The sequence below is a fragment of the Embleya sp. NBC_00888 genome (genome assembly GCF_045207655.1).
Lineage (GTDB): Bacteria > Actinomycetota > Actinomycetes > Streptomycetales > Streptomycetaceae > Embleya.
Genome location: NZ_CP108784.1, coordinates 5,763,894 through 5,776,885 on the forward strand (window position 1 = coordinate 5,763,894; position 12,992 = coordinate 5,776,885).

Genomic DNA, 12,992 nt, shown 5'->3' on the forward strand with positions numbered 1-12,992 from the left:
AAGCGGCCCGGGCCCGCGAGGGAGGGGGCCGATACGACATTTAGAGTTCCTGCCATGGTCACCGAAGGCAGGATCTGGGTTCCGTACACCCTCGAACAACTCGCCCCGCTCCCCGGCAAACTCGGCGGCGGCGCCGGCAAGGACGACGGCGGCGACAACCGCGTCGCCTCGATCATCGACGTCTACGACGGCTTCGACGGCCCGGTTCCGGACACCGCCGCCGACGTCGAGCTGTACGTCCTGCCGTACACCTTCGACCGCGAACCGCTCGCCCGGATCGCGGACATGCCCCGGCTCAGGATGATCCAGACGCTGACCGCGGGCTACGAACACGTGCTGCCGTACCTGCCGCCCGGCGTGCTGCTGTGCAACGGCCGAGGCATCCACGAGACCAGCACCGCCGAACTCGCGCTCACCCTCACCCTCGCCGCGCTGCGCGACATCCCGACCTTCGTGCGCGGCCAGGACGCGGGCGAGTGGCGGTCGGGGTTCTATCCGGCGCTGGCCGACAAGAGTGTGTTGATCCTCGGGTACGGGGCGATCGGCGAGGCGGTGGACCGCCGGCTCCAGGGCTTCGAGGTGGACGTGGTCCGGGTCGCCCGCAGCGCCCGGGCCGGCGCGCACGGACCGGTGCGGGCGATGGCCGAGCTGCCCGAACTGCTCCCGCGGGCCGACGTGGTGATCGTCACGGTCCCGCTCTCCGAGGACACCCGCGGCCTCGTCGACGCCGACTTCCTGGCCCGGCTCCCGGCCGGCGCGCTCGTGGTCAACGTCGCGCGCGGCCCGGTCGTGGACACCGACGCGCTGCTCGCCGAACTGGGTGCCGGCCGCCTGCGCGCGGCGCTGGACGTCACCGATCCCGAGCCGCTGCCCGCCGACCACCCCCTGCGCTTCGCCCCCGGCACGTTGATCAGCCCGCACGTCGGCGGCAGCTCGTCCGCCTTCCTCCCACGCGCCCTGCGACTGATCCGCGAGCAGCTCGAACGCTGGTCCGAAGGGGTGACTCCGGCGAACGTCGTGCGTGATTGAGCAACAAAAACCGTCCGGTCGCGCTCTGCTTTGAGTAAGGGCCGACACCGGTACGGTGTGCCCGCGCACGCCGACCCGGACGGAGAGACATGAAAGACAGGGGGACGGCGCCCGGCGCTGTTCACAGGCGGTTCCAGGCCCTCGACACCGTCGAGGTGGCCGCCTCGCCCGCCGCCCCGGCGGTCGTCGAATCGGCGGTGATCGCTCCCCGAACGGGTGAACACGACCGCGGATTGCGCACGGTGGTCGAGCGGGCCCGGCGACGGATCGGCTCGGGCATCCTGCCGTACCTGCTCGCCGCGCTGTTCTTCGTGATCTACACGACGCACTCGTTGCTGCGGCATCGCCGGATGGAGACGCACGCCTACGACCTGGGTCTGTTCGAGCAGGTGGTCCGGGCGTACTCGAACTTCCAGGCGCCCGTGTCGGACATCCGGGCGCCCGACTTCAACGTGCTCGGCGAGCACTTCCACCCGATCCTGGCGCTGCTCGGTCCGATCTACCGGGTCTTCCCCGGCCCGAGCACGCTGTTGGTCGCCCAGGCGTTCCTGATCGCGATCTCGGTCGTGCCGATCACCCGGATCGCCGGGCGCGCGTTCGGCCCGTGGGGCACGGCCGCGCTCGGCATCGCGTACGGCCTGTCCTGGGGCATCCAGTCGGCCGTCTCGTTCGACTTCCACGAGATCGCCTTCGCGGTACCGCTGCTGGCCTTCGGCCTGGACCGCTTCCTGCTCGGCCGGTACCTCACGGCGATGGCCTGGTGGTTGCCGCTGATCCTGGTCAAGGAGGACCTCGGGCTCACCTTCGCCGCCGCGGCCGTACCGCTGTTGTTGCTGCGTCGCTGGAAGATGGCCGCGGCGCACGTGCTGATCGGCGCGTCGGCGTTCGCGCTGGCGATCTTCGTGCTGCTGCCGGCGATCAACCCGAACGACACGTACGCGTTCTGGGGCAACCTCGACTCCAGCCAGCGCTCGGGCAACGCGGATCCCACCACGCCGTTGGGCCGGGTGCCGATCTCCGAGCTGATCGTCGAACTGCCCAAGTCGATGGTGCTGCCCAGCGTGAAGTGGATGACGCTGTTCACGCTGCTGCTGCCCACCGGGTTCATCGCGCTGCGTTCACCGATCCTGGCGATGATCGTGCCGACGATGTTGTGGCGGTTCACCTCCAGCAACGAGTACTACTGGGGCACGTACTTCCACTACAGCGCGGTCCTGATGCCGATCGTGTTCGCGGCGTTCGTGGACGGCGTGGTCCGGTTGCGCGCGTCGCGCGTGCATTGGCTGCGTCGATACGCGGTCCACGCCGCGATCGTCCCGCTCGCGGTGTCGCTGGCGTTCGCGCGCGACTTCCCGCTGATGGACCTGCTGCACAAGCGCACCTATACGGTGCCGGACCGGGTGCGCTCGGCGCACAAGGTGCTCGACCGGGTCCCGGACGGCGCGACGGTGTCGGCCACGATGAGCTTCTCGCCGCAACTGGTCTCGCGGGCGGGGCGGGTGACCGACTTCCCGACCCTGCTGCCCGGGCGCGGGTACGCGGCGATCGAGGTGTGGGGCAACAACAAGGACTGGGCCCGCTACTGGATCGCGTACCTGATCGGGCAGGGCTTCACCGAGGTGGCGCGCGAACCGGGCGCGGTTCTGCTCAAGCGCGACTGAACCGGGCACCCGACCGGCGGGCCACGAAAGCCGAGCGCGGTCGAGCGCCCACCCGTGCCCACGGCCGAGCGACTCGTCCGCGCCCTTCGCGCCGGTCACACGCTCGGCCGTCCGAGTTCTGCGTCGCCGGCGCGCGTCGCCGGACCGCGCCGTGTCAACGACCCCGAGTGCCCACCGATCCGGCCCCACCGAGGCCCCGCCGAGCCCCCGGCGGGGCCTCGGCCCGCCTTCCGGACCCCTCGAAGGCCGCCGGCCGATTGCTGAAACTCCCAGGTTTGCCCTGATCAGAGCCCCTTTTTCCGTCCAGTGTCGGGACTTTGTCACAAATGCACGGGAAGGGACTCCCATGCCGGCCATCATTAGTTACTCTGTGTTGAGTAAGACAAGCTCACAGTGACGGGTTGGTGTATCGTCCGAGTCGTGGGGCGTTGAGAGACGCGCACGGTCGGGTGTCGCACCCCCGTCGCGCCGGCGCCGACCGCCCCGCCTCACGGCTGGGGTGTGAGGGCCGGTGCAGTGCCATGAAGCGCCGTGGCGGCGACTTCGGGCAGAGGGGAGTGCGGAATGCCGGGGGACCACTGCCGGAGTGGCCGAGCCACGACGACCCGGTGCGGCTGCTGATCTTGGCCGACACCCCTACGCAGCGGCAGTTGAAGTACCTGATCGTGCCGCTGTGTCTCGTGTACGCGATCGGTGCGCTCCAGGGCTGGGGCAATCCGACGTTGTCGCTGGCGATGGGCGACTTCGGCCTGGCGGCCGCGGCGGCCGTGGCGGCGATCTCCTGCGCGTTCAAGGCCGTGCGCGAAGCCGGTCGTGCCCGGTTGTCCTGGGCGCTGTTCGCCTTCTCCGCCACGATGGTCTCGCTCGGCAACGGGATCTGGGGCTGGTACGAGGTCGTCCTGGACGTCCCGGTGCCCACGCCCGGTCCCACCGACGTGATCTTCCTGCTGTTCGCGCCGCCCACCATCGTGGGCCTGCTCCTGGTGGCGCAGCGCCCGCGCGGCATCGCGGCGTGGACCTGCATGGCGCTGGACGGGTGGCTGATCGCGGGCTCGCTGTTCACGCTCGGCTGGAGTCTCGCGCTGGCCCGCAGTACCAACGGGGATCGCTCGGACATCCTCAAGATCGTGCTCACCCTCGCCTATCCGGTGCTCGACATCCTGATGATCAGCATGGTCCTCGGATTGCGTTTTCGGGCCGGTTCGGGAGATCGCGCGGCACTGAACCTGGCGCTGGTGGGCCTCGCGGTCACCGTGATGAGCGACGCGCTGTGGACCACACCCGGACTCAACAGCGGCTACCGCTCGGGCGGACTGCTGGACGCGGGCTGGTTCGCGGGCAGCCTGCTGCTCGCGATCGCGCCGTGGACCGGCGACCGGGTCGAGGCGCACGAGCGTCCCCGACACCGCACCATCTCGATGTTGTCCGCGCTCACCCCCTACATCGCCGCCGCGGTGTGCACCGCGGGCGTGCTCGGCGGCGCGGTGGCCGGCCACGCGCCGGACAAGGTGGTGCTCGGGGTCGGCGCGACCGTACTGGTCACCCTGGTCCTGCGGCAGGGCATCACGCTCGTCGACAACGTGTTCATGGCCCAGGAACTGTCGGCGAAGGAGAGCCACTTCCGGTCCCTGGTGCAGGGCTCCAGCGATGTGATCATGATCGCGGCGAGCGACGGCGTGCTCCAGTACGTCAGCCACGCGGTGCGCCGGGTGTACGGGTTCGAGCCCGAGGAGTTGGTCGGCACCCGGCTGGAGTTGCTCATCCATCCCGAGGAGAGCGCGCGGGTACAGCGCGAACTACGCGCGTTCCTGGACGGCGCGGTGCCGGTGGGCGAGGCGGACACCGCGATGGTGCGGGTGGAATGTCGGATCCGCTCGGCCGGCGGTACCTGGCTGCACACCGAGTCGGCGGTGAACCGCTACGGCGACGGGCTGATCTTCAACAGCCGCGACGTCACCGACCGGATCAAATTGCAGACCCAACTGGAGCACGACGCCTTTCACGACCGGCTCACCGACCTGCCCAACCGGGCCCTGTTCGAGGACCGGATCCAGCACGCGCTGGCCCAGCGGCGCGGGATCACCCCCACCGTCGCGGTGTTGTTCGTCGACCTGGACGGGTTCAAGGCGGTCAACGACAACTACGGGCACACCGCGGGCGACGAACTGCTCGTGCAGGCCGCGCGCCGGCTCGAACACGCGGTCCGGATCGGCGACACCGTGGCCCGGTTCGGCGGCGACGAGTTCGCCGCGCTTTTGGTCGGCGACCCCACCCCGCGGGCGATCCGGGAGATCGCCGAACGGCTGCTCTCCACGCTGTCCGCGCCGTACCGGATCGCCGACGGCGAGGTACGCGTCGCGGCGAGCATCGGAATCGCCTTCTCCGCGCCCGGCATCGCCCCGGCCGACCTGATGCGGCACGCGGACGCCGCGATGTACCGGGCCAAGGACGGCGGCAAGGGCCGGGTCGAGGTCTACACCCCCGACATGGACGCCGACGTGGAGCGCCGCGCGGCCCGCGCCGCCGGGCGCCGCCGGGTGGACCGGGACGGCCGGCTGGCCGTGTCGTACCAGCCGGTGGTGGACCTGGACACCGGTCGGGTGCGCGACGTGGAGGCGGCGCTGTGTCGGGTCGAGGACGGCGTGGTGCCGGGCCGGGCCGACCACGTCCGGCTGACCGCGGGCGTGGACGGCCGACTCTCGGCGGTGGGCCGCAGGCTGCTGGAGGAGAGCGCGCTGGCCGCGACCACCTGGCGGGCCGCCGGGCACGAGATCGGCGTCACGGTCGGCCTGGCGGCCCGCCAACTCACCGGCCCCGGCTTCCTGGACGTGCTGGAGGAGACCCTGCGCGGTGCCGACCTGCCGGCCGGCGCGTTGACCCTGGAGATCACCGACAACGTGCTGCCGGACGGCGACGAACTGCTGCTGAGCCGGATCGCGGTGCTGCGCCGGTTGGGTGTGCGGTTGTCCCTGGACGACTTCGGCACCGGCCACTCCTCGCTCACCTACCTGCGCCGGTTGCCGGTGGACGTGCTCAAGATCGACCGCTCGTTCGTCGCCGAGGTCGGCACGTGTCCACACCTGACCGTGCTCACCTCGACCATCGTGCGCCTCGGGTTGGAATCCGGGCTGACCCTGGTGGCGGCCGGCATCGACAGCCACGCGCAGGTCGACATACTCCGCGAGATGGGCTGTCAGCGGGGTCAGGGCAACTGGTTCCACCCGGCGGTGTCCGGGGACGCGATCTTCGATGTGCTCGGCCAGGCGCCGCTGGGCAACAGCGCGGTGCGCGGCCCGCGTCCGGAGCCGCTTCCGGAGGCGCGCGTGCCGCTGCCGGTTCAGGTGCCCAGGTCGCAGCTTTGAGTGTGGCCGTGGCGGGCCCCGAGCGGCGCCGGCGTCCGTGTCGGTATCCGCGCCGGTGTCCGAGGTGGTGTCCGCAGGGGCGCCCGAGGCGGCGTCGGGGCCGGCCGAAACCATGACGTCCCGTCAGTCCTGGACAAAGAATCCCGAATACTGAGACGCGCGAAGAGTCGGCTTGACACGTACACGGGCGCGGAGGGAGAGTCGCGGGCATGCAGACCCGCATCCTCGTACTTGAGAAGCGCGTGAACTGACCACCGAGTCGGTTCGCGCGCCCCCCTCGCTTGCCTAACGGCACGGGGGGTTTTTTGTTGCAGTCCGACGGGTCCGGGCCTCGCGCCCCACTCGATATGCCGACTTCAGATCGAGAAGAGACGAAAGCATGACCGATCAGGTGACAGGAGCCCAAGCGCTGATCCGCTCCCTGGAAGCCGCAGGGGTGGACACGGTCTTCGGCATCCCCGGGGGCGCGATTCTTCCCGCCTACGATCCGATGATGGACTCGACGAAGGTGCGCCACATCCTCGTCCGGCACGAGCAGGGCGCGGGTCACGCCGCGGAGGGATACGCGCAGGCCACCGGCAAGGTCGGGGTGTGCATGGCCACGTCGGGCCCCGGCGCGACCAACCTGGTGACGCCGATCGCCGACGCGCACATGGACTCGGTGCCGATCGTCGCGATCACCGGTCAGGTGGCCAGCGCCGCGATCGGTACGGACGCCTTCCAGGAGGCGGACATCTGCGGCATCACGATGCCGATCACCAAGCACAACTTCCTGGTCACCGATCCGGCCGAGATCGCGCCGACGATCGCCGCGGCGTTCCACATCGCCTCCACCGGCCGGCCCGGCCCGGTCCTGGTCGACATCTCCAAGGACGCGCTCCAGGCGACCACCGACTTCGTCTGGAACGGCACCCCCGAACTGCCCGGCTACCGCCCGGTCACCCGGCCGCACGCGAAGCAGATCCGCGAGGCCGCCCGGCTGCTCAGCGAGGCCAAGCGCCCGGTCCTGTACGTCGGCGGCGGGGTGCTCAAGGCGCACGCGTCGGCCGAGCTGAAGATCCTCGCCGAGCTGACCGGCGCGCCGGTGGTCACCACCCTGATGGCGCTGGGCGCGTTCCCGGACAGCCACCCGCAGCACCTGGGCATGCCGGGCATGCACGGCACGGTGGCCGCGGTCACCGCGCTGCAGAAGTCGGACCTGATCTTCGCGCTCGGCGCCCGCTTCGACGACCGGGTCACCGGCAAGCTGGACACCTTCGCGCCGCACGCCACCATCGTGCACGCGGACATCGACCCGGCCGAGATCTCCAAGAACCGCACCGCGGACGTGCCGATCGTCGGCGACGCCCGCGAGGTGATCGCGGATCTGGTGGTCGCGGTCCAGGCCGAGCACGAGGCGGGCCGGTTCGGCGACTACCAGGAGTGGTGGACCGCGCTGAACCGCTGGCGCGACACCTACCCGCTGGGCTACGACCTGCCCGCGGACGGCTCGCTGTCGCCGCAATTGGTGATCGAGCGGCTCGGCGCGATCTCGGGCCCGGACACGATCTTCGCCTCCGGCGTCGGCCAGCACCAGATGTGGGCCTCGCAGTTCATCCGCTACGAGAAGCCGTATACCTGGCTCAACTCCGGCGGCGCCGGGACCATGGGCTACTCGGTGCCCGCCGCGATGGGCGCCAAGGCCGGCATGCCGGACACCACGGTGTGGGCGATCGACGGCGACGGTTGTTTCCAGATGACCAACCAGGAACTGGTCACCTGCGCGGTCAACGACATCCCGATCAAGGTCGCCATCATCAACAACGGCACCCTGGGCATGGTCCGCCAGTGGCAGACGCTCTTCTACAACGAGCGCTACTCCAACACCGACCTGCAGAGCCGCCGGCTGCCGGACTTCGTCAAGCTCGCCGAGGCGATGGGCTGCGTCGGGCTGCGCTGCGAGAGCCCGGACCAGTTGGACGAGACCATCCACAAGGCGATGTCGATCAACGACGCTCCCGTGGTCATCGACTTCGTCGTCCACCAGGACGCGATGGTGTGGCCGATGGTCGCGGCGGGTTCCTCCAACGACGAGGTGATGGCCGCGCGCGACGTGCGTCCCGACTTCGGCGACTCGGACGACTGACAGGCCGACAGGGCATCAGGAAGGCATAGGAGTCCAGCGATCATGTCCAAGCACACCCTCTCGGTCCTTGTCGAGAACAAGCCCGGTGTCCTCGCCCGGATCACCGCGCTGTTCTCGCGTCGGGGCTTCAACATCGACTCGCTCGCGGTCGGCACCACCGAGCATCCGGACATCTCGCGGATCACCATCGTGGTCAGCGTGGTCGAGGAACTGCCGCTGGAGCAGGTCACGAAGCAGCTCAACAAGCTGGTCAACGTGCTCAAGATCGTCGAGCTGGACCCGCCCGCGTCGGTGCAGCGCCAGCTCCTGCTGGTCAAGGTGCGCGCGGACCACGAGACGCGTTCGCAAGTGGTGGAGATCGTCCAGCTCTTCCGCGCCAAGACGGTCGACGTCTCGCCCGAGGCGGTCACCGTCGAGGCCACCGGCGGCCCCGACAAGCTGGCCGCGATGTTGCGCATGCTGGAGCCGTTCGGCATCAAGGAACTCGTCCAGTCCGGCGTCGTGGCGATCGGCCGCGGCGGCCGCTCGATCACCGACCGTTCGCTGCGGTCGGTGGAGCGCTCGGCCTGACGGATATGTCCGGACCTCGGTTCTGACGGACCGTCATGGTCCACATTTCAAACCGGCGGCACGCGGTTCGTTCGTGATTTGCGAAGATGACGAGCGGGGCGCGGCCCCGAAAACCCAGTCTTGAAGGAGAACCCCGAAGTGGCCGAGCTGTTCTACGACGACGACGCCGACCTGTCCATCATTCAGAACCGCAAGGTCGCGGTGCTCGGCTACGGCAGCCAGGGTCACGCCCACGCGCTGTCGCTGCGGGACTCCGGTGTCGACGTGCGGGTCGGTCTGCTGGAGGGCTCGAAGAGCCGCGCCAAGGCCGAGGAGGCGGGCCTGCGGGTCGTCACTCCCGCCGAGGCCGCCGCCGAGGCGAGCGTCATCATGATCCTGACCCCGGACCCGGTCCAGGCGAAGGTCTACGCCGAGGCCGTGGAGCCCAACCTGCAGGACGGCGACGCGCTGTTCTTCGGGCACGGCTTCAACATCCGGTTCGGCTTCATCAAGCCGCCGGCCAACGTCGACGTGTGCATGGTCGCCCCCAAGGGCCCCGGCCACCTGGTCCGTCGGCAGTACGAAGAGGGTCGCGGCGTGCCGTGCATCGTCGCGGTCGAGCAGGACGCGTCGGGCCAGGGCCTGGCGCTCGCCCTCTCCTACGCGAAGGGCATCGGCGGCACCCGCGCCGGCGTCATCAAGACCACCTTCACCGAGGAGACCGAGACCGACCTGTTCGGTGAGCAGGCGGTGCTCTGCGGCGGCGCCTCGGCGCTGGTCAAGGCGGGCTTCGAGACCCTGGTCGAGGCCGGCTACCAGCCGGAGATCGCCTACTTCGAGTGCATGCACGAGCTGAAGCTCATCGTCGACCTCATGTACGAGGGCGGCCTGGAGAAGATGCGCTGGTCCATCTCGGAGACCGCCGAGTGGGGCGACTACATCACCGGCCCCCGGATCATCACGGCCGACACCAAGGCCGAGATGAAGAAGGTGCTCGCCGAGATCCAGGACGGTTCGTTCGCGACCGCGTGGATGGCGGAGTACGAGGCGGGTCTGCCGAAGTACAAGGAGTACGTGAAGGCGGACTCCGAGCACAAGCTGGAGACCACCGGCAAGGAGCTCCGCAAGATGATGAGCTGGGTGACGAACGAGGGCTGATCCTCGACGTGTCGCCTGCCGCTTCGGCGGTGTGAAGTGCCCCGGGCCGGGATCGGTCCGGGGTGCTGCTTTTTGGGCGACTTTGTCGCCGGCTCGCGAGGCGCCGCTTTTTCTTTCCCCCGCAAGCTCCTCCAAGAAAAAGCGGCGCCTCGCTCGGGGCTTCGTGTCCCTGCGCTTCGCTCCGGGCCACGAAGCCCACGCTTGCGGCTCCGCCGCTCTCCGCGCTGCGCGCGTCGATCACTTGGGTGGGCGGGGGTCGGGGGCGCTGACGCGCCGGGGGGTGTGGGGTGTCGGGGCTTGGGGGCGGCCGGGCGCAACCCGTGGGGGGTGGGGTGCGTGTGGACCGTACCGGGGGTGTCGCTTGGGGCGGCGCGGGGAGGGACGGGGGACGCGGGGCATGGGGGAGGAGGAGGCGCTTTCCGTTGCGTTCGGCGCGTTCGAACGGGACGTGCGGCGCGTGCTCGGTGCGCGGCCGGACGGAGGGCGGCCGGCCGTGGGGGTGTTGATCGCGCGGCGTCGGCGTCGGCGGCTCGTGCGCGTCGGGGTCGGGATCGTGGTGGTGGTTTCGGGGCTCCGGTTGGTCGTTGCACGGAACCGATCACCCGGTCGTGTGCGTGGGTGGGGGAGAGACGCTCGAGGCGGGTGTTCCGCGACCTGAACCGACATCGGGTGCGCGCCCCGGGCCGGATAAAGTACCGGGTCACGGCAGGACAGACACGCCGCGACGGGACGCGGGGGAACGATGGGACGGGACACGGGCGGTCGCGCCGACTTCGACGTGTTCTACGCGGAGAGCCACGGCGCCCTCGTCGCACACCTGTACGCGCTGACCGGAGATTTCGGCGAGGCCCAGGAGGCCGCGCAGGAGACCTACATCCGGGCCTGGAAGGACTGGGAGCGGATCAGCGACTACGAGAACCCCGTCGCGTGGATCCGCCTGGTCGGTCAACGTATCGCGGTCAGCCGATGGCGGCGCACCCGTACCGCGCTCAAGAGCTGGATCCGGCACGGCCCGGACGGGGATCTGCCCGCGCCGGGCCCCGAATCCGTGGCCCTGGTCGCCGCATTGCGCCAGATTCCCGAGGCCCAGCGCCGTGCGGTGGTGATGCATCACATGGGCGGGCTGTCGGTGGCCGAGATCGCCGCGCACGAGGGCGCGCCCGAGGGCACCATCAAGGCCCGCCTGTCCCGGGGCCGCGCCGCGCTCGCCGGCCTGCTCGCGGACGGTTCGGAGGCGGTTCGGACCGGACGCTCCTAGGCCCCGACGCGGTCCATCCGGGTTCATCCGCGCGGCGGTGCCCGGAAAACCCGAAGGAATTGGCCTTGCGGATCACATGCCAGGGCCGTATCCGAGGCAGCATGCTTGAACGAGGCAGTGCTATCGCCGCACCGGACTTGCCGTTCCGGGCCGACATCGTGGAGCGTGAGACACATGAGGGGCAGAGGGGACTCGGGTCGGGAGACGACCGTGCCGGCTCGCGGTGGCTTCCCGGAACGGACGCTGCGGCAGGACGAATTGCGCGCCCAGCGGGCACCGGCGGCGGACGACGACATCTTCGGCGACCTGTACCTCGACTTCGAGGACGCGCCCGCCCGCGAGCCGGCCGAGCGGACCGGACCGGCGCAGCCGCTGCCGACGCACGAGCCGGGGCCCGCGCCGAACGGCTCGGCCGACGAGTTCGCGGCCGAATCCGAGCCGGAGGACGGCCGGCCGCGAGCGGACGCCGCCACGTCGTACGAGGGGTACGACGCCGACCCGACGGACGATCCGGCGCCCGCGCCGGCGGCGGATTCCGGCCGGCCGCAGGCCGATGCCGAGGCGGCGCCGGCCGAGGCGCCCGAGGCCGCGTCGCGTTCGTTGTGGGACCAGGCGCCCCGGCCCGCCGAGACGTTCGCGACCGGGCCGGAGGCGGCCGAGCGCGGGCCCGACGCGGTCCCGCACACGGTGACCCCGCGCGCGGTCCGCCCGGAGGGCGGCATCCCGGCCGCGCCGCCACTGGTACCCGCGCCGCCGACGATCTCCGGCGGCTCCGCCGACACCACCTTCGCCGCCGGGCACGCGGTGCCGCCGCCGCCCTCGGTGCCGCCGATGCCCACCTCGCCGCCGCCGGTGCCCGAGCCGCAGACCCGGCTGCTGCCGGCCGACCCGCCGGTGCCCGAACCGGTCGAGGAGGCGGACGAGTTGGACGTACCCACCACCTCGCGCAGCGACAGCCTGCGTCGGGCCGACGCGGCCGAGGGCGACGTCCCGGAGGACACCGGGCCGCCGCTGGGCGTCCAGGCGTCCGCGTGGTCCACGTCCTCGCACCCCGGCCGGCGACGCGCCGCGCGGCGCGAACGGCGCGGATTGGGCCCGGAGCTGACCGCCCGCGACAACGACGACCGGTATGCCGCGACGGGCGACGTGTTCATCGTCGCCGACGGCCTCGGCGGCCACCCCGCCGGTTGGTACGCGGCCGACGTCGCGGTGCGCACGCTGGTGGCCGAACTCGCCGCCGCCGACCTGGCCGCGGGCTGGAGCGACCGGCTCAGCGCCGCGATCGCGGTCGCCGACCTGGCGGTGCGCCGGCACGGCGTCGCGCAGTACGAGGGCATGCGCACGACCGTGGTGGCGGCCGTCCTGCAACACGGCAGGCTGCACCTGGCCGGCTGCGGCGACAGCGTGTGCTGGCTGGTGCGCGGCGGCCGGGCGTTCCGGCTGACCGAACAGGGCAACGCGGCCGAATTCGGCCGACCCTGGCTGCTCACCTCCACCCCGTTGGGCGGCTCCCAGGCCCCCGACCCCGAACTGCAACGCATCGAACTGCACCCGGGCGACCGTGTGGTCCTCGCCACGGACGGTGTCGGCCACCTGCCCGACGAGACGGTGGCCGACCTCGTGCACGGCGACCCCTTCCACGCGGCAACGACCTTGACCAGGACGGCCGTCGAGAGCGGTGACGACGACGCGACGGCGGTCGTGGTCGAATGCGACGCACTGCCCGTTCCGGCGGGTCATCGCTCCGGCGCCGACCCCCGGGAACAACCGGAGGATGCGTCGAGTGCCCCCGGGGCCCTACGGTCGGACGGCGGGACTGCCTGGTGACGGTTCACCGGGCGAAGATGGGC

General features: G+C 71.0%; 7 protein-coding genes and 1 pseudogene. All 8 read left to right on the forward strand.

Annotation, left to right across the window (positions count from 1 at the left end):
- Positions 1 to 54 precede the first annotated feature (54 nt).
- The 8 genes and pseudogenes from OG948_RS24730 (at position 55) to OG948_RS24765 (ending at position 12,969) form a co-directional block, all read left to right on the forward strand.
- On the forward strand, positions 55 to 1,029 hold the full coding sequence (locus tag OG948_RS24730; RefSeq protein WP_406298571.1) for a 2-hydroxyacid dehydrogenase: 975 nt from the start codon (positions 55 to 57) through the stop codon (positions 1,027 to 1,029).
- 89 nt (positions 1,030 to 1,118) lie between these two features.
- Positions 1,119 to 2,690, forward strand: coding sequence for a DUF2079 domain-containing protein (locus OG948_RS24735; RefSeq protein ID WP_406298572.1), 1,572 nt, complete (start codon positions 1,119 to 1,121; stop codon positions 2,688 to 2,690).
- Between the two features lie 608 nt (positions 2,691 to 3,298).
- Positions 3,299 to 6,052 carry a putative bifunctional diguanylate cyclase/phosphodiesterase gene (locus OG948_RS24740; RefSeq protein ID WP_406298573.1) on the forward strand — a complete coding sequence of 918 codons (2,754 nt, stop codon included), beginning with the start codon at positions 3,299 to 3,301 and terminating at the stop codon, positions 6,050 to 6,052.
- A gap of 352 nt (positions 6,053 to 6,404) precedes the next feature.
- Positions 6,405 to 8,177 (forward strand): annotated as a pseudogene (locus OG948_RS24745) (acetolactate synthase large subunit); the annotation flags it as partial.
- A 42-nt stretch (positions 8,178 to 8,219) separates the two neighbouring features.
- Positions 8,220 to 8,747 carry an acetolactate synthase small subunit gene (gene ilvN, locus OG948_RS24750; protein ID WP_020556335.1) on the forward strand — a complete coding sequence of 176 codons (528 nt, stop codon included), beginning with the start codon at positions 8,220 to 8,222 and terminating at the stop codon, positions 8,745 to 8,747.
- Positions 8,748 to 8,885: 138 nt separating this feature from the next.
- Entirely contained in the window at positions 8,886 to 9,884 is a 999-nt protein-coding gene (gene ilvC, locus OG948_RS24755; protein ID WP_395873462.1) for a ketol-acid reductoisomerase, read from the forward strand.
- 742 nt (positions 9,885 to 10,626) lie between these two features.
- Positions 10,627 to 11,142, forward strand: coding sequence for a SigE family RNA polymerase sigma factor (locus tag OG948_RS24760; RefSeq protein WP_395872565.1), 516 nt, complete (start codon positions 10,627 to 10,629; stop codon positions 11,140 to 11,142).
- Positions 11,143 to 11,316: 174 nt separating this feature from the next.
- The gene (locus OG948_RS24765; protein WP_406298574.1) at positions 11,317 to 12,969 is read left to right on the forward strand and encodes a PP2C family protein-serine/threonine phosphatase; all 1,653 of its coding nucleotides are present in this window, start codon (positions 11,317 to 11,319) and stop codon (positions 12,967 to 12,969) included.
- Positions 12,970 to 12,992 lie beyond the last annotated feature (23 nt).